The following is a 23988-nucleotide window of genomic DNA, read 5'->3' on the forward strand; positions in this document are numbered from 1 at the left end:
CGATTAATTTTTACAACCCTCTCTGCTATATAAAGATGATTATAAAACCTTTAAAATCATTGTTCAATTCAATTATTTATATAATAATGATAGGTATAACCTATTATTATACTTGAGGTGATTCCAATCGAATTACGACAACTTGAATACTTTTTAGCTGTTTCAAAAGAATTACATTTCACAAAAGCAGCTGAGAAATTAAATATTTCACAGCCTTCACTAAGTCAACAAATACGTGCATTAGAGCATGAAGTAGGAATGCCACTTTTCGATCGAATTGGTAAAAAAATATCTTTAACTAAAGCAGGGAAGATTTTATTATCACATAGTAAAACCATTTTTCATGAAGTCGAACAAGCTCGTTCAGCTATTCAAGATCTAAACGGATTACAGCAAGGTTCCTTAACAATAGGGGCTTTGTTAACCGTCGTAAATTATTTACTACCAACAGCTATTTTAAATTTTAATAATTTATATCCCAATATAGAGCTTTCTGTATTAGGGCTTCGCACAGGAGATATTCGTGAAAAATTATTACAAAATGAACTAGATATTGGAATCACATTTCTCCCGGTGCATGATAAAGAGATTATCTCTATCCCTCTATACAAAAGCGATCTTACATTGGTCGTGCCCACTGGTCATCGATTAGCTGAACGTAATCATGTATCTATTGCTGAATTACAAAACTATCCTTTAATTCTTTTACCTAAAAATTTCTTTTTAACCGAACTAATTACATCTCATTGTCAAAAATTTAACTTTAAACCAAGACCAATTTTAGAAATTAGCACGATGGAATCTTTAATCCAAATGGTTTCCAAAGGAATGGGAATTACAGTGTTACCCAAACCATATATAGACTTTTTACAAAATAATAACATTCAAGCTATTAAAATAGAAAACCCTACTCCAACAATTGAAATAGGGTTAATTTATAGAAAAGATAAATATATGTGTGCTGCAACTCAAGAATTTATTGAACAACTAAAAAGCACAGTACGTTCTTTCCAAAACTAAAAAAAAGAGATTATCCTATGAAACCGTTTCACAACGATCTAGTAGAATAATCTCTTTTCAAAACAAAGTAAACATTATATTAAACTCTTATAGATTTTAATGTACCTTTTTAGATATTGGAATATATTTAGTAAAATATGCACCAACTAGCAATAATACAATTGAAAATAACCAAGTAAAAGCACCGCCAAAGTGAAACCAATATGCAAACATATTTAAAATTGCGAGTGAAAAGAAGCAAATAGAAGTTAACGCACTTTTCAATCCTTTTATCCCGGTTTTTTTTCTCTTTTGATAAGCAATATACATCGCAATGACAAGAAAAAAGATAAGAATAAATGGTAACATAACTTTTAGCATTGGTAATCCCTCCAGTGTAAATGCACTCTCTTCATTATCATCTTATCTCATTTATCTTTTAGGCATCAATTCATTCTTATCTTCCCTCCAAAAGTCAGTATAAGTTTTATTTTTAAAGTTCACGTTCACCTCGGAAAACGGCATACTTCCTCCAACTTTCAATGAGTACCAGTCGTTTAAAAGTGGTGATCCGAAACAAATCTTCATTGTACGATCATGTAAATCGAATAATACAGAATGTAAAGTTCCAAACCATTCTTCATAGTTATGTACAGTCAGTCCATCAGGATATTCTTCTTCTACTAACTTTTTTAAAGACTCTATGCTCACTTGTTCATATCCATTTAAATGCTCATGTAAAACATGATATCTCTTTGTAGATTGTTCTAATTTCCTATTATTTAATTTCTGAATTGATGAACTAACTGCATGGTTTGTTGATACAATAAAAGCTTGGTTGTCACCATCAATCGTTGTTGTGGATTTATGACCGTCAAATATTTCAATATGTGCTGCGTTTAAAGGATCAGCTACTATTAAATTAATATTACTAGCAATTGGTATTTCTTCTATTAGTGATTTAGCTTCCTGCACATTTTTACATTTCTCCAACAACAATCGAATTACCGCAAAACACTGTAAACCATTTACCATTGGCTTTCTTAAACCTGCAATGTTTCCTACTGGTTGACCACATGCTGAAAATGTAACAGATAATCCATGTTCGTTAACCCCTTCTGTTCGACCAAAATATTGAGTAGAAAAGCCACTATGTGCATACGCACCTTCAACATGCGTCGAGCAAAAACGCATATCATCTATTACTGGTGACAAATCATAATTTCTTAATACATAAGTGTGAGTTGAATCTGTCTTTTTAGGTAATACTGCACAATGACTACAACCTGCTTTCAATAGTGTTTGATAGTAATACATCATATTTTTTGAAGGAATTTTTAACACTTCACAAAAACCTTCAATTTCTTCATTAATTCCAGAACAATATTGATTTAATATATTTCTAGATTCTGTCCAATGGTTATGCGATATTAAGTTTTCTTGCTCTATAAATTGCGGAATAAGATAAGAATGTTGTTTCACAAATTCACCTTGTTGCTTACCAATTTCATAATGACTTCCTTTGAGCGATGAAAAATACCCCTTTACTTGATACATCAAATTCCCCCTCTTATTAAACATATCCATATCGTACCAAATGAATCCCATTCATTCTTGATGTTTTTTACTACCTTACCTTAACTCCATGCCACTTTAAAACCTCCACTAATAATTATTTACTAAATAATTATTTTTTTGTTAATATTGCTACAGAAGCTTTACTTCAAAATAAAATAGTTTAATATCAAATGAGCAAAATACTATATTGAACTTACTCGTAAGCAATCATCTAATTTTTGAGATTAAGAAACTTATTTATCAAAGCAAAAGGAGAATTTATGTATGAGCAATTGCAAACCAATTGATGAATTAACTATTGAAGACCTAAAACAAAACCCCATTTGGGAATGGGCAATAGATGAAGAGGAAAACGAAGAACATGACGAAACATGGGTAAAACCAGCAGCAACTACTAATTTTACAGAGGAGCTAAACGGTTCAATCGTACTAGGCGAACTATTCTTACATAATGGTGAAAAATTCCCTATGATGTGTGAAATTGACATTGAAAATAACGAGGCAGTAATTCGTTCTGTTGTTTATTATAACGAAGCAGAAAATGAGTATATTGCTATAGAAGATATTGTGAAAACGGTCGAAATGCCGTTATCGATTATTATTAACCTAACAATTCATGCAGAATCCAAAACCTTACGCTTCACTGCACATAAAGTAGATATTTATAAAAATTCAATAACGACTAATTTAAATTAAAGTTGGGCGAAATAAAGAAAACAATTATTAAATAAAGTGAAGCTTTAATCAGTGGGGGTCTTACTGCCCAGCAAATAGCGGGATAAAAACCGGAAAATGATTATCGATTCCCCGGTTTTTCAAACTAGATTAAAGTATTCCCTTTTCTACTAAAGTCTCTGCGATTTGAACTGAATTCCAAGCCGCACCTTTTAATAGGTTATCAGAAACAATCCAGAGGTGGAATCCGTTTGGCATATCAGGATCTTTACGTATTCTTCCGACAAATGTATCTATTTTCCCTTCTGCATATAATGGCATTGGATACAGCTGTTTACTAGGGTTATCCTGCAAAATAACACCTGGTGCATCCATTAATACTTCCTTAATTTCCGTAACGGTTGCTTCTTTTTCCAGTTCTATATAAACTGATTCTGAATGCCCTGATACAACTGGAACACGTACACAAGTAGCTGCCATTTTCAGGTTTTCATCTTCTAATATTTTCTTCGTTTCTTGAATCATTTTTACTTCTTCAAAAGTAAAATCATTGTCTGTAAATATATCTACTTGAGGCAGTACATTAAACGCTATTGGGTAATGTTTTTTATCTTTTTTCGCCGGTAATATATTACTTTTCACTTCTTCACCAGCAAGCATAGACTTAGCCTGCTCTTGTAATTCATGAATCGCATGAATGCCAGAACCCGATACGGCTTGATATGTTGAAACGATAATTCTTTCTAAACCGAATGATTTTCGAATCGGCTGAAGTGCTGTTACCATCTGTAATGCTGAACAATTTGGAACTGCAATGATACCTTTATGCTGCTTTAAAGTATGCGCATTCACTTCCGGAACAACGAGCGGTACACCTTGTGCCATTCGGTACTCACTTGTGTTATCAATTACAATCGCACCACTAGAAACTGCATGAGTTACAAATTGTCTAGATACTTCTCCCCCAGCGCTAAAAAAGGCAATATCTACACCTTCAAAGCTAGTTGTTTTTGCCTCTTTTATAATTATCTCTCGTCCTTTGAATCTTACTTTCTTACCAGCGGATCGTTTTGACGAAAGCAATGTGACTTCAACTATATTAAACTTCATTTCATTCTCTAACAGTTCAATAATTTTTTGCCCTACCGCACCTGTAGCCCCAACAACAGCTACATGATAGCCCTTTTTTTTCATCTTTTCTCCTCCAATATCACCTGAATGAATATTTCTACAATTTCATTTTATACAGAATTTAATCATTTGGAAAATTAAAATGCATGATATAATCATTCACAAATCATGATAATAAAAGAGGGATTGCTTATGGAAATGAGACATGTTAAAACATTTTGCGCCATTGTGAAGTATGGTAATTTTTCTAAGGCTGCGCATGCGCTAGGTTATGCGCAATCTACTGTTACAGCACATATGAAAGCTTTAGAGAACGATTTACATATTCCTCTTTTCGATCGGTTAGGGAAAAAAGTGCTACTTACAAAAGCAGGTCATCAATTTCATCCTTATGCATTAGAATTACTTTCAATATATGAAAAAGCGCAAGAAATCCCCCAAAATACAGATTATTTAGAAGGTACATTAAGTATTACATCTAATGAATCATTAGCGGTATACCGATTACCACAATTATTACGTACTTACAAACAGAAAAATCCGAAAGTAAATATCGTACTTGAAACAAACACAAATGAACAAGCATTACAAAAATTACGTGAAGGAGAAACAGACGTTATCTTCATAATTGGAGAAAGTATAGAACATAATGATTTTATTACGCGTACTTTTAGTAATGAAATATTTGGATGGATTTTACCAGATCATTCCGCTGCACATACAAATCCATTCCAGTTATTACAGGACACCCAGTTCATTTTTACAGAACAAAGCTGCGGCTATAGGCCAATGGTAGATCGTTTTTTATGTCAAAGTGGAAATATTCCAGCTAAAACATTTGAAACTTCCAATGTTGAAGTCATTAAACAATCCGTTATGTGTGAGTTAGGCATTTCAATTCTTCCTTATATCGTTGTACAAGAAAGTTGCCAAAAAGGACAACTATGTTTTCAACCTATCGAAACTCCAACAGTTATTCAAAGTTATGTAATCTATCATAAATCTAGATGGATTTCCCCGGTATTACAATCGTTCCTTTCCTTACTTGAACGAGACTAAAATATTAAGACGTACATAGAAAAAGAGTAATTGCCTAATAAGCAATTACTCTCTTTCATTAATTAGTATACTATTTATTAGTCTGTCCCCCACCTGCAATTAATTTACTACCTGAATATGTACCTTTGTTCATAAACACTTGATTAATTAATTCTTTTTGCTCAGCTTCCGACATTACTCCTTTTCCTTCTCCTAAATTCCCACTTTGTAATTTCCAAATCTTATTATGATCCCCATCAACCTTTTCATATTTTCCTTGTTTCCATCGTTCTAAAATTTCTACATATGTACTTCCCTGTACAAGATCATTACTCTTTACAATATCAATTAAGCTTTCAATCCGCTCTTGTGTAATAAAAATATAGCCCCACTTTTGATCAGCTTTCGCTTTTTGATGTGCCATTTCATGTAATGCTGTCTGTATATTCTCATCTGTCCATTTAAAATTTTTATTAAAACCACTATTCGGCAATGAATAATTTCCATTTTCTAAAAGCTTTGCATCTTCTGCTTTTACGTTACTATCAGCTAATACTTCTACTGCTGGAGCAGCTGGTGATGCCTTTTTCGCAGCTGGTTTACTATTATTTAAATAATGCAGCATACCATATGTTAAACCTACTCCAATTACCGCCATACCAGCTATAACACCTATTATTTTCAAAAATGTTTTCATCTCGCTTGTTTCCTCCCAAATATCTCCGTTCTGACTACCTAATTATTTCTTATATAAAAACTGTTACTTCATTCAAAATATCGCATCCCATCCCCTATCATATTATTTATATATACTTCCTCATATTGTATTTCTTTTTCTTTAAAATTGAAAGATTATTCTGTTAAATAATGAAAATATTCTACAAATTTTTCCTTTATATTTATAAAGAAACAAAAAACAACGAGGGCGTTCTACAACACTCGTTGTTTTTACTTTATGCACGATTTTCTTTTAACCACTTCGTAATAGCATCTAACTTCGAAACATCAAAACGTCTTTCTTCACACACGTTCAAATTTTGTGAGTTTCTCACTATTTCTAATTCATTATTTCTTACACTTTTTGCCTCAATTAATTTACAATACCCATCTGTAACAGTATTTAAATTTTCATAATAACGCTGAAACGATTTTGATATATGTAAATGTTTTTCAAAGTTTCTTCTTCTTTTCATCTCATCAGATACTTTCCGCTTTCTAAGTTCTTCATCGTTCGTATATAAATAAAAATATTGATCCGGAAAGCCAATTTCCCTATTTATCATCTTTTCTTTATAAAAATTTTCTATTAAAGATAATGGCTGATTAAATATATCAAAATGAAAACACCAATTATAACTAAGTGGCTGATAAATATCGCCATCGAGTATTACTAATTCATATTGCTTTGACTTCTGAACAGCTATATTCCAGCGCTCAACTTGTTTTTCAAAATACCATGTTCTATGTTCATTTTTTGGCCTTTCAAATAAAGAATTCACTTCAGGTATTATATAAGCACCATAATTCTTTTCTAATTCACGGCACGTGGTACTTTTACCAACAGCGCTTGCTCCCTCAAATGCTATTATCCCCATAGTTTCTCCCTCTTTCATTAACTAAAATTTCGTTGTTTCGCTTTTCTTCCCCATAACTTTCTCCATAAAACAATTGAAGCGACAGTGAGCATGATTGTTGTAATGATACTACCTTCAATTCCGAACGCGCCTCCATGCAATGTTTCTGGTCCATTTGTTATAGACTTAAAAATTGGAGTAGAATATACAGTTGTGCCACTAACTGCAAAACCATATACATTATATTGAGCCCAGTTCCAAATTGAGTGCCATGCACATATTCCCCACAGACCGTCTTCTTTCAATACATATAAAGCTGCGAAAACACCCACTAATATTATATTCGATATAGATAATATTGTAATTCCTGGATTAAGTAGATGAAGAAATCCAAATAAAAATGAAGTTACAATTATTCCAACCCATATACGACTTCTAACAGAAAGAACCGGGAATAACCAACCTCGTACAATAATTTCTTCCGTTGCCCCTTGTATTAAAAATGCAACTAGAGATCCTGCTATTCCTACTATCACTGTTGAGGTAATATGTTGTACTTGCAATTTCACACTCCCCATTAATAATAGTAGAATAACTGGCGTTGAAATAAATAAAAACCCTATTAACGCACCTTTTAAATACTTTCTCATCCATTTCTCTTTCCAAAAGCCAATGGATGAAAAAGGTCTTTTTTCTACAAAACGAACCCATATAAATAAAATAAATATAGCTCCGCCAAACGTTAACACCATTCTAACATTGTCATAAATACCTTTCATGAATATCGTTTCAGCTTTCGGTAAAAATAACATAAATAACATAAAAAGTTCGCCTAAAGTCAAAAATATAATGGCTAATATTACAGCAAAGACTGGATGGACCTTTTTTCTCCCTGCTTTTGCTGCTTCAATTATTATAAATGAATTATTTTTCACTTTCTTTTCTCCTTTTATAATATTTAACTACCAACAGTAACCAACCATATTTTACCACGAAAAATATATTATTAATATTTACTCTAAGTTTTTCTTACATGATTTTGCATAAATCCCAATTAGGAATAATATATAAATAAAAGAGGTGCCTTTGTGCCTTTACTATTATCACCCAGATTACTCAGTGGTATTACCAGCACTTGCTATTTCCCACCATTTGTTGTAAGATAGTAATTAAGGTCAATTTAACACTATATTTTCTTTGCATATTATCAAGTATCAATCAGGGACAGTTTGTACTCCTTATGGGTTTTTGATAATATGTGAAATTTTATTTTCATTCAAATAAGGCCGATCATATTGTAATTTTTCTACTTTTAGGAGGCATTACCATGACATTAACAGGTAAAGTAAAATGGTTTAACAGCGAAAAAGGTTTCGGTTTCATCGAAGTTGCAGACGGTAACGATGTATTCGTTCACTTCTCAGCTATCACTGGCGACGGCTTCAAGTCTCTTGACGAAGGTCAAGAAGTTAGCTTTGAAGTTGAAGAAGGTAACCGCGGACCTCAAGCTAAAAACGTTGTAAAGCTATAATTCAAACAATAAAAAGGTTGTTACCAGCAAGGTTAACAACCTTTTTAATATATAACTAAAATTTTTTACATAAAAGGAGTGGTTACATGTATCGCAATCGAAAGAACGATGTAGCAGAAGTACCACCAGAACAAACCCCTGTTTGGGAATGTGAATCAGAGGATTGTTTAGGATGGATGAGAAAGAACTTTTCATTTGAAGAAGAGCCTAAATGCCCTTTATGTAAAAGTAGCATGAAAAGCGGAGAACGTTTATTACCTAAATTAGGTTAATTTATAATAAAAAAAAACCTCTTTTAATTAAGAGGTTTTTTTTATTATAAATTTATGTCCTCAACATCAGTTCGCACTATAGAATACAATAATGCATCGTGTTGCTTATTTCCTTGATGAATATATCCGCGCAATAGCCCTTCCTTTTGGAAACCAATTTTAGATAACATTCTACAAGAAGTAACATTTTCAGGATATGTAATAGCTCCAATTCTAAACAAACCTAAATCTTTAAATCCATAATCAATAATTTCTCCAGCTGCTTCTGAAGCATAACCATTTCCCCAATAGCGAGGATGCAGATCATATCCAATCTCAGATCGTTTACTCCATAATTGTAAATTGTTTAGTCCAATTGTTCCTATTAAAACGTTCGTTTCTTTTAACACAATTCCCCATCGTATTGCCTTTTTCTCAAAGTAATTTTTTGAAAAAGATTCAATCATACGTGAAGCTTGTCCAAACTCCGTAAAAGAATTCATACCGTAGTAACACGTCACTTCATCCAATGAAAAGATTTCATATATTTTTTGACAATAAGATTGTTCTATTTCAACTAAACGTAAGCGTTCTGTTTCTAATATAGGAAATGCCATAGGATCACTCCTTTCTCTCTACTCATTCATTATATCAGAAAAAATATGTATAATTAGTAAAGTCCTTATTGTTCCATAAATCAAACATTTCTAATGGCACATTCTCTCTTAATTCTATATACACAAATTAGATACCTTCTGATTGCACCTCAAACATGACGCTATAATTTCCATAAATCGAATTTTAAATTATCAAGAACTGTAAAGAAATTGTTTCTTCATTTTCTCCTTCTAAACAACCAACCTACCCATACATTTATGGTAAAATATAGTTAATATTTATTTTATTGTGGAGGTGAAGATTTCCTATGTATATATTCATCGGCTTATCCCTCTTACTCATATTACTTATTTTTTTATTCGCAAAAAAATTCACACCAAACTCATTCATGATGACTAGCTTTAAAGGTAATAGCTTTAGGACATTTTCAATCGGTATTTTAATCGCTGCCATACTCTCACTTTCATATGGAACTTATCATGCGGTAACATATCAACCTAGTTATTTAGATATTAAATTAAAAAATCAAAACTATACTGTTTTCGGTAATGTAGGCGAATTCGGTTATTTCTCCGAAGAATTATTAAAAAAAGATACAGAAGTACAACTATATTTCGTCTCTTGGAAAACAATACAGTTAAAAAATCCGGTAATACTTATAGAATATCCTTCAGGAAAACAAGAAACATGGAAGCCAAATATCGTATCAATACCGGTAAATAAATTACAAGAAAAACATGATATAAAAGATATTTATCGACTATCACCGTATTCATTTAAAGAGTCTGGAGAAATAACATTAACAATAAAAGAAAACAATGTAAAAAACAATACAATTTCCATTCGAATAAAATAAATAAAAACTGTTCCTCCATTTTGCTGAAGGAACAGTTTTTATTTATTCTACAGTATTATTCATTTAATGTAGCCATTATTTCATTGGCTATATTCTTTCCATTTCCAATACACGCACCAATTCCGACACCATAATATGAGGCACCAGCTAAATATATATTTGGATACAGATTCGTCATTTTTTCTTGCAATGCTTGAACCGCTTGATTATGTTCTAAATGATATTTCGGCATTAAATCTTTCCAATTTGTAACTTCGACTACTTCTGGTTCACCTTTAATTCCGAGACTCTTTTCAATATCATATAAAGCTACTCGTACTAATTCTTCTTCACTATAATTTTTGATTGTTTCATATACCGGATTGGTGCTCTTATAAAACATTCTTACTAATAATTTTTGTTTACCCGATGTATGTTTCCACTTTCGACTTGTCCATGTACAAGCATCACAATGTAAATCACTGTTTTCCGTTACAATAAACCCTGTGCCGTCAGCTGGTAGTTGTTCATCTAGTATGTCAAATCCTAAGTAAATACTTATAAGAGATGAGTTTTTAAATGTATTAAACTGCTCATTTAACTCATTAGACTGTAATAAAGTTTGTGCTATATCATGCGGAGCTGCTAAAACAACATAATCAGCTTGTATTGTTTCATGATTTACAAAAGAAATCTCATATCGATCTTCTTGTTTACTTACAGCCGTCGTTATAGTACCTTTTTTTACGACAGTTTCAGTGAGCACTTCTTCTAAGCGATTAATTATCGTAGATAGTCCACCTTTAAATGATACGAATTTTTTATTTCCTGCTGATTGAAATTGTTTTTTATTCTCTTCAAAACCTTTAATAATACTTCCATACTTATTTTTATAATCCAGTAAATACGGTAATGTAGATGCCATTGTAAGCTCATTCAATTTACCAGAATATACGCCTGAAAGTACAGGAGCAATTTGTCTTTCCACTAACTCTTTCCCTAAGAAACTTTCTAAAAATAGAGCAAGTGATGTATCTGCCGTAAACTCTTTATTTTTCGTTATGAAATCTTTTAAAGCTACGATTTTCCCTTTCGTTGAGACTAGCGTACTGCTAAACAAAGACTGGGCGCTCATCGGTATCCCAAATATAGTATCAGAAGGAATCGGATGTAACATGTTTTCAGAATATATGTAAGAAATACCCGTTTCATTATATACCATTTCATCTTCTAAATTTAAATCTTTTACAAGTGGCATAACATATTCATTACGAGCAACGATTGAATCCGCTCCTGACTCCATAATGAAATCCTTTTCTTCCACACTATGGATTTTACCACCTAAATACTCTTCTTTCTCAATAAGAATAAAATTTAAATCGATATTATAATCCTTTTTTAATTTTTCTAAATAAAACATAGTAGAAAGTCCCGTTATACCTCCACCGATAACAACAACTGTTTTCATATGTGCTGCGCTCCTAACCGATACAATTAATAATTCCTTTTTATTATAACCAAAAGTCCTTATATTCGACTAGCAAGTTGCGCATTCTGTAAGAAATTAGACAATATATTTGAATATATTTTCAAATTACCTAATAAAAAAGAACTATAACATATACAAACCACGTCATAGTTCTCTTTATTTTAAAAACATAAAGTAATTGATTAATTTGTCTAGTTCTTGACTCAATGCCAATACTTTTTCATGTTGAATTCCATAATCCGATACTAAATATAAAAGTTCTTCTTTTTTTATTTCAATTACTTTTTCCAATTTCGCTAGTTCCATGTCGTTTTACATCTCTCCAAAAATAAAATGTATGTATTTCAGTATAGCCTACTTACATAATTAGTAAAAGTAAAATACGCATGTAAAATCTTACATATTTGAAAAAATAATATACTACTAACAAAAAAAGAAACTAGATTAAGCTTTCTTTTACAGATTATTGACGTTCATTAAGAATGAATAACATACCGGAATTTTTCTAATGTTATATCTTTATAATTTGGAGCTCTCTTTATATGATTAAAATAACTAGCAATTGCAGCTGCTCCAAAATGCGCATGCCAAATATCATTTGTTTCTTTTTTACATTGAGAAATAATTGAAAGGCCGCCTTTTAAAATACTTTTGTTTTCCATTTTCTTTCTCCTCTAGTTAAAATCACTATATTTTCATCCTAAAGATGGTGTCAGTACAAATAAAATGTGATTCGATTCATCACTTTTATTCAAAAATCGATGCTTCACATTTGGTGGAATACGTACAACATCGCCTTCTTCTAAAAAATATTCTTTTCCCTCCAATTCTACGTACACTTCCCCTTTCATAATAACAGCAATCTCTTCCTTATCTTCATGGGAATAATGACTTTCTGTTGTGTTTGCTTGTTTATTTAAATCCATCATTAACATTTCAATACGTGCTTTCATAAAATCAGGTGTTAATACATCATATACAATGTGATCATTGTTTTCCCGATATACTTTTTTTCGATCTTTTTTCTTAGAAATGAGCGAATCTGTATCGATATCATTAATAAAAAGTGTAAACAGCGGTACATTTAATGCTTTTGCAATTAACTCCAAAACATTTAAAGAAGGATTAGCATGTCCTCTTTCAATTTGGCTAATTAGTGACGTACTAATCCCTGCATAATCAGCGAATTCACGAATTGTCATATTATTTTTCTTACGATAACTTAATACTGTTTGTCCAAGCCTATCATGTATCATAGTAAAACTTCCTTTCGTCCATCATAATGCATATTTCATTGTCTTTGTGCTGACATACTAAACAAAGGCAAATAATCCTTTCCTATTATCTCCGGGACTTATATACTTACTTTTGTACATTATATCGCATTAAGTTTATTATAATAAACATTCTATCGGAGGGACAAACTTTGAAATCACCTATTCTTTCATATTTCATCTTATTTTTTGGTGTATTCGCCTTATCAACTTCAGCAATTTTTGTAAAATTGGCAGATGCTCCTGCGACAATCATTGCTTTTTACCGATTATTCTTTGCCACACTGATCCTGTTACCGTTATTACTATTTAATAAAAATAGTCGAAATGAGCTAAAAACTTTAACGAAAAAACAATGGACATTCGGATTCACATCTGGGCTATTTTTAGCTGCACATTATGTACTATGGTTTGAATCATTACAATATACTTCTGTAGCAAGCTCTACAGTTATCGTAACGTTACAACCTTTGTTCTCAATGATTGGTGGTTATTTTTTATTTAAGGAGAGATTTACGAAAGGAGCGGTTATTGGTTGCCTCATCGCTATTTCAGGTAGTATCATCATTGGCTGGCAAGATTTCAAAATTAGTGGAGAAGCTTTATATGGAGATATTTTAGCATTTATCGCTGCCGGTATCATTACTGCTTATTTTTTCATTAGCCAACACGTTCGTAAAGATTTGTCACTTATACCATATTCGGTAATTAGTTATGGAAGTAGTGCTGGCTTTCTTAGCATATTTGCTTTCATGCAACAAGAATCTTTCATCCATTACTCTACACAAACTTGGTTGTGCTTTATTGGATTAGCTTTCATTGCTACAATTTTAGGACAAACCATTTTTAATTGGTTATTAAAATGGATGAGTGCTACTGTAATTTCAATGAGTATTTTAGGTGAAATAATTGGCACTTGTATGCTAGCGTACTTTATATTACATGAGACTATTTCTTTACAACAAGGACTAGGAATTACCGTTATTTTTATTGGTTTAGTATTATTTTTATTACAGCCAAATTCTAATGAAAAAGCATGACAGTATACTGTCATGCTTTTAACTATTCATTATGTACAATTAAACCATTCGGTCTAAAACGACTCATCATAATTTCATTAATAAACTTTCCGTGAGCTTTCAAATTCCCTATCTTTACTCCCTCTTCTACAAATCCAAATTTTTCATATAAAGCTTTTGCTTTTGGATTCGTTTCTAACACACCTAGTTCTACTCTCTCTAACATTAACCAATTATCAGCCAGATCAAGCATCTTCATAAGAAGTGCTTTCCCAATTCCTTTATTATGATATTCACTGTCTACCCCAATGAATAAATCGCCTGAATGAGATCTTCGGCCCGGACTTTGTGTTAAACCTACAAATCCAACAACTTCTCCATCATATTCTGCAACAAATTCAAATTGATTTGGTGCTAAATTTCGAATTCTATTTTCCATAGCTTCTACACGCATGCTAGGTAAGAAAACCATATACGGTAAAACGTCATCCTGTATACATATACGATGAATTGCTCTAGCATCTTGTATTTCTACTGCTCTAACGTTGATCCCCATCTTTCTCTCCTCCATATAAATAACAATATATTTGTTTGTGTGTAATTCTAGAAACGTGTATGAATGACCTTCTCACTCGTATTTCTTTATGTCATTTTTACATAATTATTTCGATATAATACTTAATTTCCAAAAAGATTAACAACTATATGGATTTGGTTAACTTTTCGCCTCGTTATATAAATTAAGCAAATTTTCAATTGGAATACCATTTAGTTTCATGCCGACTATATTACAATTTTCTATTTCAATATTTTTCAGATTACTATTACTTATAGTGCTGCCTTCCAAATCACATTTATCGAATACAATAGGTTCCTTCTCATCTCCGAGACTTGTATTTTTAAATTGCACTCCACCTAAAGTCACCAAATTAAATTTACTGCCAGAAAGATTTAAATCTGCATATGATGACCATCTAAAATTTATATTTCTAAACTTTGATTGACTTACATTACAATTACTCATATTCATATTTATTATATTGCTACCAACAAATGAACTGTTTTTTAAATTCACTTGATAATACCCTGTATTCGCTAAATTACAGTTTTCGTATTGACTATTTTTCATATCTTTATTTGTAACTACACTCTCTTTGTTTGAGCTTGTTTTTATTCTTTTCACGTAACAATACTCATCTTCCGATTCAAAAATCATTTGGTAGCCCATCTTTTTATAAAAGTGATGATTATTAATTTGTCTACTAGATGTTTCGAGATCCCAAATCTTTATGTTTGGATATTCCTTTTCTATTAATTTCATAACATGTGATCCAATTCCTTTTCCTTGATAAACAGGATCTACAAAAATACGATCAATTCGACCGTACGACTTACCAGAAATCGTAACTATTATCCCTCCAATTATTTCTTTATCCATTACAACTTTGAAAGAATCCAATTCTTCAATGGAATATTCCATCATTTCAACTGAAGAATACCCTGGCGGTTGAATGTTATAATCAATGACATCATCTTGGCCGTATAGCCATTGTTTTGCTTCTGCATCAAATGTTCTTTTCATTATTTCTGTTAATTTCTCAGCATCTAAAATTGTAGCTTTTTCTATAGATATTCTCGTCATTTTCGTTTTCCCCTTCATTATTACAAACCAACCATTTTTGTGAATGCCATAATTATCAATTCACTTTTGTTTTTAATGCTTTTCCCATTATTACATATGGAACATCATTTGTACTTGGATGAAATGGCTCCAATATATTTATCCAATCTAATCTTTCATATAACGAACGTGCTTTTTCATTGTTTATTTGTGTTGTTAAAACACTTGTTCTATTTGGAATCCCTTCTAGTAATTCATTATGTAATTTCGTTCCAAGACCTTCATTTTGATATTGTGGGTGAACTGCTAACTCTACAAATTCAAAACAATCTTGTAACCATTCGTCTACTTGCTCTAGATGTAACGCTTCTCTCATTAATTGATTATAGTACTGTCCCTCCATTGAGCGATAACCATAAGTAAAGCCAACTACTTCATTTTCATCATTTATTGCTACTATACCTTTAAAACCTGTATATTCTATATGCCTATTCATTCGCTCGATTATTTCATTGAAATTTATTTTCTCAAATACTTTACAATACAATTTTGCCATATCCCCAATTAAGATTTCATCTTTTTCAATGCTTACGAATTTCACTTTATCCCCCCCTGTTAAACATTTACATACTTAAAATTTTAAAAACAAAGAAAATTAATACTAATCACTCTCTTTACTATTAAACTACAAATCACCCTATATTTTCCACAATTACTTAGTATTAATGAATAAAAGAAGAGACCATGTAATATCAACATGGTCTCTTCTTTTATTCATTTTCAATTTTATTCCGCTATTTGCCGGGCAGTAAGACCCCCATCTCAAAATTCAGCGAAAGCAAAGAAGTTAGGTGGGGGTTGGGCTAATAATCAGCGGGGCTGACACCCCACTGATTAAAGTTTCACTTTATATAATTAAAAATTAGATATTACTTAAGCCAATCGTTGCAAGTGTTACTTAACTGCTGTAAATCTTCTATAAATTGACTCGCATCATATCCATCACAAACCGAATGATGTACTTGCAATGAAACTGGTAGCATAACCTTATTTCCTTCGTTAAAATATTTCCCACAAGTTATAATTGGCAATAGAAAATTTTCATCATTATTAATATTAAGATTAAATCCAGTAAAACTAGTCCAAGGTATGCTAGAAATCGGAAATACATTAGGAGGAATATTTTCTTTCGTGAAAAGACCATGAACACTAGCATAGCATCTCATATCGTCTTCATAATTTTTATAGAAAGTGCGGAAATCACTTGAATAATCCGTCCATATACTTGAAAAAGACTTATCATCTTTATGAAAGATTGTATAACTCGGTATCATTTCCTCCCAATAGCCTAAAACTCCTTCATCGTTAAAACATGTTCGAAATTTTTTATGATTATTTACTACTCTAGAAATTAAATATATAAAAACGGGATAAAATTTTATTCCCTTTTGATATACTTCCTCTAATAACATCGTGATATCAACATTAACAGTCATACTAAATGTACATTTCAACTTTAAATAATGCTCAAAATACTGCTCTCTATTCCAATCTTCTCTATCAATTACATGAAACTTCATTCTAATAGCCTCCTAAAATTTTCTTTTTATTTTAGAAGGCTATTTCCCTTGCTTTCACCATAATTGTTCACTCCTAACAGTTTACATTTCACCCTAATTATTTATTTAATTATATAACATATGTAAGAATCAATTCACATATTTCTTGAAATCCATCCACATACTATAGATAAATCAAATGAAATTTGGAGGATACATACATGAATAACAAAAATATGAATAAAAAAGAAAATGTTACTGAAAATACTACATCTATTCAAAATAATAATACTGCAAACCTTACTATTGAAGAACAAGCAATGAACGGCTTATACGGAATGCCCGAAACAACAATTGAAGATGCTGATCACGCTGCAGCTGATGATTTGACTTCAAAAAATTAATTAACTACATTGAAAAAAGCCAAGGAAAATACCCTTGGCTTTTTTAACTATGCATCCACCTTTTGTATTTCTTCACTCTTTCTTGAAAGTTTACCTGGCCAAAAAGCAAATCGGCCTAACACAACTGTAATTGCGGGTACAAGTAACGGTCTTACGATAAACGTATCTAGTAATACGCCAATTGCAGTTACAATACCAAATTGAACTAATACTTGAATTGGAAGTGTACCTAACACTGCAAAAGTTCCTGCCAAAATTAAACCTGCCGATGTAATAACACTACCTGTTTGTATTACACCATTTTTTACTGCATCCAAGTGATTTTGTGTCTTTCTGTTTTTCCATATTTCTGAAACCATAAAGATATTATAATCTTCACCTAAAGCAACTAAAAATACGAATGCGTACAACGGTATCGCACCTTGAATGGCCGGCGCTCCCATACCGTAATGAAGCAATATCCATCCTGCTCCTAACGCTGAGAAGAATGATAAAACGACAGTTACAATTAAATAAATCATCGCAACAACCGATCGTAAGTAGACAAGTAATAGTAAAGCGATAATGCTAATCATTACTGGAATAATTACTGATTCATCACGTTCAGTAATTTGCTTTGTATCATATAATGAAGCTGTTTCTCCACCAATCCACAATTGCTCTTCAGCATTACTAATCCCAGCATCTTTTAATACTTTTTCTACATTACTTTTCAATTTAGGAATTTGATCTAACGCTTCAATTGAGTATGGATTTTCCGCTAAAGAAACTTCATACATTTGTATTTGCTTATTTTCTTTTCCCTCTTTTGGCTCTTTCACTGTATTTATGAAAGAAAATTTCTCTAGTTCTTGTTTAATAGGAAGCTCTTTTCCTTTCGTATCAACAACCACTTTTACTGGTGCTAGTTCACCAGCCGAGAAATGATCACTAATTAACGTAAACCCTTCGCGAGAAGGCATATCCTTTGGAAACGATTCTAATAAGTCATATGTGTATTGAATACGTGGTACGAACGAAGCCAATCCACCTAATACAAACACAGTTAGCATAATTATTGTCCACGGTCTTCGTACTACTACATCTCCAAGTTTTTTACTAAAGGAGCCTTTTGATTTTCCAACTTTTACAGCCCCCTTTTTCTTTCTTGCAAACTCCTCATTCATTGAAGTTGTTCTCGGTATAAACGGGAAAAATGCAATTCTACCGAAAATTAATAATAGTGCTGGTAAAATCGTTAAAGCCGCGATTCCCATTATAAATACAGCAACACTAAATGGTACTGCAAATCGATGAAAGGCACCATAATGAGCAAGTAGTAATGTTCCTAATCCAAGTACAACAGTTAACGCACTCATTATTATTGCACCGCCAGATGCTTTAATCGCAAGTTGCAATGCTTTATATTTACTTTCTTCTTCTAACAAGTACTCTCTATATCTCGAAATTAAAAATAGACAATAGTCCGTTCCAGCGCCAAACAATAATACTGTCATAATTGATATCGCTTGGGCATCTACTTTAATCCATCCGTGATCAGCTAAAAAACCGAGTGTAGGACTAATAATACCGTATGCAAAGCCAACAACAAGTATAGGTAAAATCGCTAAAATTGGTGAACGATACAGTAAAATTAACAAAACTAACACTAGTAGTACAGTAGCCACTAACAATTTCACATCTGCTTGACTAAATAAACTAACTGCATCCGTTTGAATACCTACAGGCCCTGATAATCGAACATGTAAACCAGATTCACTTATTTTTTGTTTAAATGGATCTTCATCCACCTTACTATTCACTATTTTTCTAAACTCTTCAAGATTTCCTTTTAATATATCCGTACCAGCAGATTTATTAAAAAATACCGGTGTAACAAATGATGTACCATCTTTTGACGCACTTTTTAATAATACTTGCTCTGGGATTGTATCAAATGGTGGTAACGTTGATTGTTCTTTTAAAGGACTAGCTTTTAACTCTTTATAAACGTCTTGTATGAGTTTATAATCCTGTGACTGTAATCCACCATCTCTATACCATACTACTAACAATGGATTCCCTGCATTATTCGGAAACTCTTTTTTCATAAGCGCTTCCGCTTGCTGTGACATAGCTGTTTCAGGTAAATTTTTTGGATTCGGTTCTTTCGTACTGTTTACTTGTGGTAACGTAAATGAAAGTAATAATGTAATAAGAACCCACACCGATAAAGTGATCCATTGCGTATTTTTCCCTGCTACAAGCCTCCCTAACATATGTAACGGGTGCTTTTTCATAAAAACCCACCTTCCTTTTTTCCTTCATTATTAATTATATATACTGGTAGGTTAATTAATCAAGAATGATTGAAAATTATGTTATAATTATCTCAAGAATAAATGTCAGGAGCGAATGGATTTGGAACAAAAACAACGTCCTCTCGGAAGGCCACGTCAAAATAAAAATACAAAATCTACAAAAGAAACCATTTTAGAAGTGGCAACTCGCTTATTTCTTACACAAAATTATCAAGTCGTTTCTATGGGTGAAGTCGCAAAAGTTTGTGGTGTTACGAAAGCAACCGTCTACTATTACTATTCAACAAAAGCCGATTTATTTACCGCTACTATGACCCAAATGATGATACGTATACGAGAGAATATGTCTCAAATACTCTCTACAAACAAAACTTTAGAAGAAAGATTATTAGACTTCGCCAAAGTTTACTTACACGCAACGATGGATATTGATATGAAAAATTTTATGAAAGATGCTAAACTGTCGTTATCTGAAGAACAATTGAAGGAATTAAAAAATGCTGAAAATAATATGTATGAAGTACTAGAAAAAGCACTCGATAACGCGATGCACATCGGAGAAATTCCGAAAGGAAACGCTAAATTTGCGGCTCATGCTTTCGTATCTTTATTATCAATTGGGAATTTTAAAGATGAAAATCACAATCCTATTCTGGCAAATATAGATGAATTAGCAAAAGAAATCGTTTCTTTTTATTGGAATGGGTTAGGTCATTCATATTAAACTGATTTACTTTAATAAAAGAGCATGTTTAATTTTTTCAAACATGCTCTTTTATAATTTATTTATATACTAATAATCAGATTATACTTCAACGTCACTTAACAAAAAACTCCATTTTAACTTTACAAATTTTGAAGTTGAACATTTATATTCTCCTTACTTAATCCCCCATGGTAACAAACTACAGATTCAATATGTAAATTTAAATACTTCTTCAAAGACTGCTTTGCTTCCTTAATATTTATAGTTGTTGGGGCGTGAATTCCTCCTAACATCCCATTCACACTATACATAGAGTCTCCTGCAATAAGAATTTTGCTTTGTTTCAAATATAAACTAATATGACCCGGAGTATGCCCTGGAGTATGAAGAATTAGTATTCCACCGCAATACGGAAGTTCTTGCCCGTCAATCACAGTATCACTCACTTTTCCTTTTGGGCGGTTCTCTACATTTCCGTCCTTCAATAAAGGTAAATCCCCCTCGATATATGGCTTATCTAGTTCGTGCGCATAAACTTTAATATTACTTCGACAGCGCTGCAACAATTCTGGCAGACTACCTATATGATCAATATCCTGATGCGTCAAAATCACGACTTTTAACTTATCAAATGATACCCCAACCTTTTCCATCTTTACTTGTATATCTTCAATTTGTCCTGGGAAACCCGTATCTATTAATACTGCCATTTCATCATTCCATAAAAGAATTGGATGAATAACAAATTCTTGAAATTCAAGTTGTAACATTTCTACTCCTTTAGCAATCTCCATACAGCCATTCTCCTTTATGTTGAAGTTTGAAAATATGTACAAGTAAACTGAAAATATAAAGTGAAACTTTAATCCGTGGGGTTTTACTACCCGACAAATAGCAGGATAAAGCACCTCTATCTTATAATATGTTTTGTCATCCCAATAGAGAATGCTTCAAACCCTATAGATTCATAGTAAGATTGCAATTTTTCTACACACATAAGTTGTGGAATAACCTTGTTTTGTTCACAGTGCTGGATTAATCGTTTCACTATTTCTTTTCCGATGCCACTAGACTGATATTTTGGCAATACACCAACTCCACAAATAATGCCTGTTATGACTCCATCTGATATGACACGCCCCATCCCTACTAACCTCTTATCATCAAAAACATAAATTGCATACCAACTTTGCTTACACATTCGTTCTAACTCGTTAACCGTTAATTTAAGAGAATTCCATCCTAAAGATTCGTATAAGGATAATAATCCATTAAAATCTGTAGGATGTTCACTTGTGTAGCGTATACTATTTTCCATGTAAACACTCCCTATTCTCTGGCTTGTTTATATTTCATAAAATTCCCTTTACACAAATCTGATCGATGTAAAAATAACTAGAACAAACTTCAATAAGAAAGATAGAATTCCTTCTCAATATAAAATAAAAAGAAGTTATCTCAAGCGAGATAACTTCTTTTATATAAGACTCTCATTATATTATCAACCAAAAATTATACAACTACATACGATAAGCACAAACAAAACTAATAAACCATTTGAGAAATAACCCATTAAATACTACCCCTTTATTAAATTATGTAAAAGATTTTATCATAAAATGATTTACAACTTAATAACTGAAAAAGACATTGTATTCATTAGTTATATACGTTTAGTAATATTTTATATTCGGTTATATTCTCGTTCCCTGAAATTGCTTATCATACTCTTCTACTTCAGTTCATATAAGTTCAAAATATTAAATAATAAATCAAGAAGACCTCCACCTTACGAGGTCTTTTTTACTTATTTTCCAAATACACTAATTGATTCTTCCTCAATTACAAGTAAACAATTAGCATATTACATGATTTAATATCCCAATAACCAATTCAACTCTATTAATTCGGTTCGACCTTAATATCCCCCTTTTATTCCAAAAACTCAATAATTGTTTCACATACTTTATCCGTCTCCTCGATATCTGGGAAATGTCCACTATTTTCAAATATAACAAGTTTACCATTTTTCAATTGTCTCGTTATTCTATAACTCATTCCTACACCCGTGTTATAGTCATGCGCTCCAACTATGACACACGTATCAATTTCTAAACCTTTAATACGCTCAATAAGCGGTAAAGATGATTTTGTTCCAAAAATAACTTTGCTCATCTTCCCTGTATTACTTAACTGACTTTCTTCCCAAAGACTCCGATTTAGCTTTGCAAATTCTTCATTTTTAAACAATAATCGATCTACAGCTTTTGTATCAACTATACTCCAAACTTGATTATACCTTTCTTTTAAAGGAATTTCTGACTTACTTATTATCAATATTTCTTCTTTCATTTCTCCTTTCGTTACTTGTAGAAAACCTTCTATCTGCACAGTATACATATCATTTAAATCATCTAACGATGGTGCTTGTAATACCATTTGTTCAACATTTTTCGGATATTTCAAAGCATACTCTAAACAAAGTTGTCCACCAAAAGAATATCCTAACAAATTTATCTTCTCTACATGTAATTGCTTTCTTAATTCCTCTAAATCTTCGACTAGAGTATTGATTGAGTACTCACCGTCATCTTGTGGTGCCTCACTTCTACCACATCCTCTTTGTTCATAATAAACAACAGTCATATTTTCTTCTAACCTCAACCCAAGTGTTCTTTCGAATACATAATGATTGCCACCTGGACCACCATGTACAATAATGAGAGGAACTGTATTATGAGCTGCCCCTGCAACTTTACACCAATGCAATACCCCATTGATTTTCAAATAGTGTACACCATCTTGCAACATTAACTGATTCATTTATCCTCTCTCCTCATCGCTCACTTATTACTATCTAAATGTATAAGTTCTGACCATTCACACTTTTCCCCTTTATATCCTTTAGACACTATCCTCATTTATATGAATAGCTTTCTTATTCAAAAATAGATTTTTAAAAATTCCTACTCCCACAATTAATAAACCTATACCAACTAATTTATTTATTTGTAATGGAATGCTCTCCATTCCAAATAATCCAAATGTATCAATGCATAACGCAACAACCAATTGAGTAATAAGACTAATTAGCACCGTATATGCTGGACCTAGACTCTTTATTGCACCCATTATACAAATAATTAACCCGATACCAAACAGTCCACTTACATAAAACAAATAATTTGCAGTATACACTTTAATGCTAATACTGTTTTCTGTAATGCTATAAAATAGAATAGAGCTAATGAGACCTATCCCAAGGACACATGTAGTCGTTAACCACTGCCCTACATTTTCATTTACTTTTGCATTAAAAACAGATTGTACGCTAATTAATATTCCTGCTAATATAGCTAAACTAAATCCAATCAAAATCTTCCTCT

The 23988-nt window shown here is 32.0% G+C and carries 29 protein-coding genes; 9 read left to right on the plus strand and 20 right to left on the minus strand.

The features are described 5' to 3' along the window. The first annotated feature begins 117 nt into the window (after window positions 1-117). The gene (locus B9A45_RS18020) at window positions 118-1020 is read left to right on the plus strand and encodes a LysR family transcriptional regulator (RefSeq protein WP_053512243.1); all 903 of its coding nucleotides are present in this window, start codon (window positions 118-120) and stop codon (window positions 1018-1020) included. Between the two features lie 96 nt (window positions 1021-1116). On the opposite strand, the gene B9A45_RS18025 is transcribed toward B9A45_RS18020, so the two are convergent. Together B9A45_RS18025 and B9A45_RS18030 are read right to left on the minus strand one after the other, a co-directional pair. Further along, a complete protein-coding gene (locus B9A45_RS18025) occupies window positions 1117-1380 on the minus strand; it encodes a hypothetical protein (RefSeq protein WP_000921852.1) in 264 nt (87 codons plus the stop codon). 51 nt (window positions 1381-1431) lie between these two features. Continuing rightward, on the minus strand, window positions 1432-2556 hold the full coding sequence (locus B9A45_RS18030; RefSeq protein ID WP_044584451.1) for a C45 family autoproteolytic acyltransferase/hydolase: 1125 nt from the start codon (window positions 2554-2556) through the stop codon (window positions 1432-1434). Between the two features lie 285 nt (window positions 2557-2841). Here B9A45_RS18030 and B9A45_RS18035 point away from each other — a divergent pair, with 285 nt between their 5' ends. Further along, window positions 2842-3273, plus strand: coding sequence for a hypothetical protein (locus tag B9A45_RS18035; protein WP_000063764.1), 432 nt, complete (start codon window positions 2842-2844; stop codon window positions 3271-3273). Window positions 3274-3402: 129 nt separating this feature from the next. On the opposite strand, the gene B9A45_RS18040 is transcribed toward B9A45_RS18035, so the two are convergent. Then, window positions 3403-4446 (minus strand): aspartate-semialdehyde dehydrogenase, encoded by a 1044-nt coding sequence (locus B9A45_RS18040; RefSeq protein ID WP_000726549.1) that lies wholly within the window; start codon window positions 4444-4446, stop codon window positions 3403-3405. A 129-nt stretch (window positions 4447-4575) separates the two neighbouring features. On the opposite strand from B9A45_RS18040, the gene B9A45_RS18045 reads away from it, so the two are divergent. Further along, entirely contained in the window at window positions 4576-5442 is an 867-nt protein-coding gene (locus B9A45_RS18045) for a LysR family transcriptional regulator (protein WP_000425893.1), read from the plus strand. A gap of 70 nt (window positions 5443-5512) precedes the next feature. Here B9A45_RS18045 and B9A45_RS18050 read toward each other — a convergent pair whose 3' ends face one another. The 3 genes from B9A45_RS18050 to B9A45_RS18060 all read right to left on the minus strand — a co-directional run bounded on the left by B9A45_RS18050 (window position 5513) and on the right by B9A45_RS18060 (window position 7930). Next, window positions 5513-6118 carry a PRK06770 family protein gene (locus B9A45_RS18050; RefSeq protein WP_000846982.1) on the minus strand — a complete coding sequence of 202 codons (606 nt, stop codon included), beginning with the start codon at window positions 6116-6118 and terminating at the stop codon, window positions 5513-5515. A gap of 256 nt (window positions 6119-6374) precedes the next feature. Further along, on the minus strand, window positions 6375-7034 hold the full coding sequence (locus B9A45_RS18055) for a nucleoside/nucleotide kinase family protein (protein ID WP_142263072.1): 660 nt from the start codon (window positions 7032-7034) through the stop codon (window positions 6375-6377). After that, window positions 7034-7930, minus strand: coding sequence for a CPBP family intramembrane glutamic endopeptidase (locus B9A45_RS18060; protein ID WP_000794815.1), 897 nt, complete (start codon window positions 7928-7930; stop codon window positions 7034-7036). Before B9A45_RS18060 ends, B9A45_RS18055 begins: the two co-directional genes overlap by 1 nt. 392 nt (window positions 7931-8322) lie before the next feature. On the opposite strand from B9A45_RS18060, the gene cspD reads away from it, so the two are divergent. Together cspD and B9A45_RS18070 are read left to right on the plus strand one after the other, a co-directional pair. Continuing rightward, the gene (gene cspD, locus B9A45_RS18065) at window positions 8323-8526 is read left to right on the plus strand and encodes a cold-shock protein CspD (protein ID WP_000176366.1); all 204 of its coding nucleotides are present in this window, start codon (window positions 8323-8325) and stop codon (window positions 8524-8526) included. An 86-nt stretch (window positions 8527-8612) separates the two neighbouring features. Beyond that, entirely contained in the window at window positions 8613-8798 is a 186-nt protein-coding gene (locus tag B9A45_RS18070; RefSeq protein ID WP_000286203.1) for a cold-shock protein, read from the plus strand. Between the two features lie 44 nt (window positions 8799-8842). On the opposite strand, the gene B9A45_RS18075 is transcribed toward B9A45_RS18070, so the two are convergent. After that, complete coding sequence (locus tag B9A45_RS18075) at window positions 8843-9394, minus strand: GNAT family N-acetyltransferase (protein ID WP_000885387.1); 552 nt, start codon at window positions 9392-9394, stop codon at window positions 8843-8845. A 308-nt stretch (window positions 9395-9702) separates the two neighbouring features. Between B9A45_RS18075 and B9A45_RS18080 the strand changes: the two genes are divergently transcribed. Further along, window positions 9703-10251, plus strand: a complete 549-nt coding sequence (locus B9A45_RS18080) for a hypothetical protein (RefSeq protein ID WP_084064451.1) — start codon at window positions 9703-9705, stop codon at window positions 10249-10251. A gap of 55 nt (window positions 10252-10306) precedes the next feature. Here the strand turns inward: B9A45_RS18080 and B9A45_RS18085 are convergent, their stop codons facing one another. From B9A45_RS18085 to B9A45_RS18100, 4 genes are all read right to left on the minus strand, one after another. Beyond that, window positions 10307-11698: a protoporphyrinogen oxidase gene (locus tag B9A45_RS18085; RefSeq protein WP_084064453.1), complete on the minus strand. Its 1392-nt coding sequence runs from the start codon at window positions 11696-11698 to the stop codon at window positions 10307-10309. 177 nt (window positions 11699-11875) lie between these two features. Further along, entirely contained in the window at window positions 11876-12025 is a 150-nt protein-coding gene (locus tag B9A45_RS18090) for an aspartyl-phosphate phosphatase Spo0E family protein (protein ID WP_000417698.1), read from the minus strand. A 170-nt stretch (window positions 12026-12195) separates the two neighbouring features. Continuing rightward, entirely contained in the window at window positions 12196-12381 is a 186-nt protein-coding gene (locus B9A45_RS18095; RefSeq protein ID WP_000428904.1) for a hypothetical protein, read from the minus strand. Between the two features lie 33 nt (window positions 12382-12414). Beyond that, a complete protein-coding gene (locus B9A45_RS18100; protein ID WP_000581029.1) occupies window positions 12415-12975 on the minus strand; it encodes a helix-turn-helix domain-containing protein in 561 nt (186 codons plus the stop codon). Window positions 12976-13145: 170 nt separating this feature from the next. Between B9A45_RS18100 and B9A45_RS18105 the strand changes: the two genes are divergently transcribed. After that, the gene (locus B9A45_RS18105; RefSeq protein ID WP_084064456.1) at window positions 13146-14033 is read left to right on the plus strand and encodes a DMT family transporter; all 888 of its coding nucleotides are present in this window, start codon (window positions 13146-13148) and stop codon (window positions 14031-14033) included. Window positions 14034-14055: 22 nt separating this feature from the next. On the opposite strand, the gene B9A45_RS18110 is transcribed toward B9A45_RS18105, so the two are convergent. The 4 genes from B9A45_RS18110 to catA form a co-directional block, all read right to left on the minus strand. Continuing rightward, the gene (locus B9A45_RS18110) at window positions 14056-14568 is read right to left on the minus strand and encodes a GNAT family N-acetyltransferase (protein ID WP_000512617.1); all 513 of its coding nucleotides are present in this window, start codon (window positions 14566-14568) and stop codon (window positions 14056-14058) included. Window positions 14569-14727: 159 nt separating this feature from the next. Next, window positions 14728-15672: a GNAT family N-acetyltransferase gene (locus tag B9A45_RS18115; protein ID WP_002061342.1), complete on the minus strand. Its 945-nt coding sequence runs from the start codon at window positions 15670-15672 to the stop codon at window positions 14728-14730. Window positions 15673-15709: 37 nt separating this feature from the next. Then, window positions 15710-16234: a GNAT family N-acetyltransferase gene (locus tag B9A45_RS18120; RefSeq protein ID WP_000673964.1), complete on the minus strand. Its 525-nt coding sequence runs from the start codon at window positions 16232-16234 to the stop codon at window positions 15710-15712. Window positions 16235-16562: 328 nt separating this feature from the next. Beyond that, the gene (gene catA, locus B9A45_RS18125) at window positions 16563-17213 is read right to left on the minus strand and encodes a type A chloramphenicol O-acetyltransferase (RefSeq protein ID WP_000668532.1); all 651 of its coding nucleotides are present in this window, start codon (window positions 17211-17213) and stop codon (window positions 16563-16565) included. Window positions 17214-17413: 200 nt separating this feature from the next. Between catA and B9A45_RS18130 the strand changes: the two genes are divergently transcribed. After that, window positions 17414-17596, plus strand: coding sequence for a DUF4021 domain-containing protein (locus tag B9A45_RS18130; RefSeq protein ID WP_001060657.1), 183 nt, complete (start codon window positions 17414-17416; stop codon window positions 17594-17596). A 47-nt stretch (window positions 17597-17643) separates the two neighbouring features. Here the strand turns inward: B9A45_RS18130 and B9A45_RS18135 are convergent, their stop codons facing one another. Beyond that, window positions 17644-19875: an MMPL family transporter gene (locus B9A45_RS18135; protein ID WP_084064459.1), complete on the minus strand. Its 2232-nt coding sequence runs from the start codon at window positions 19873-19875 to the stop codon at window positions 17644-17646. Window positions 19876-19996: 121 nt separating this feature from the next. Here B9A45_RS18135 and B9A45_RS18140 point away from each other — a divergent pair, with 121 nt between their 5' ends. After that, window positions 19997-20620: a TetR/AcrR family transcriptional regulator gene (locus B9A45_RS18140; RefSeq protein WP_118414487.1), complete on the plus strand. Its 624-nt coding sequence runs from the start codon at window positions 19997-19999 to the stop codon at window positions 20618-20620. Between the two features lie 122 nt (window positions 20621-20742). Here the strand turns inward: B9A45_RS18140 and B9A45_RS18145 are convergent, their stop codons facing one another. From B9A45_RS18145 to B9A45_RS18160, 4 genes are all read right to left on the minus strand, one after another. Next, window positions 20743-21396 (minus strand): MBL fold metallo-hydrolase, encoded by a 654-nt coding sequence (locus tag B9A45_RS18145; RefSeq protein ID WP_000401504.1) that lies wholly within the window; start codon window positions 21394-21396, stop codon window positions 20743-20745. Between the two features lie 116 nt (window positions 21397-21512). After that, window positions 21513-21920: a GNAT family N-acetyltransferase gene (locus B9A45_RS18150; protein WP_000431735.1), complete on the minus strand. Its 408-nt coding sequence runs from the start codon at window positions 21918-21920 to the stop codon at window positions 21513-21515. A 614-nt stretch (window positions 21921-22534) separates the two neighbouring features. Continuing rightward, complete coding sequence (locus tag B9A45_RS18155) at window positions 22535-23425, minus strand: alpha/beta fold hydrolase (protein WP_001072688.1); 891 nt, start codon at window positions 23423-23425, stop codon at window positions 22535-22537. A gap of 81 nt (window positions 23426-23506) precedes the next feature. Next, the gene (locus B9A45_RS18160; protein ID WP_016109939.1) at window positions 23507-23977 is read right to left on the minus strand and encodes a DMT family transporter; all 471 of its coding nucleotides are present in this window, start codon (window positions 23975-23977) and stop codon (window positions 23507-23509) included. Between the last annotated feature and the right edge of the window lie 11 nt (window positions 23978-23988).

The organism is Bacillus sp. JKS001846, from assembly GCF_900176455.1.
In the GTDB taxonomy this organism is placed as follows: Bacteria; Bacillota; Bacilli; order Bacillales; family Bacillaceae_G; genus Bacillus_A; species Bacillus_A cereus.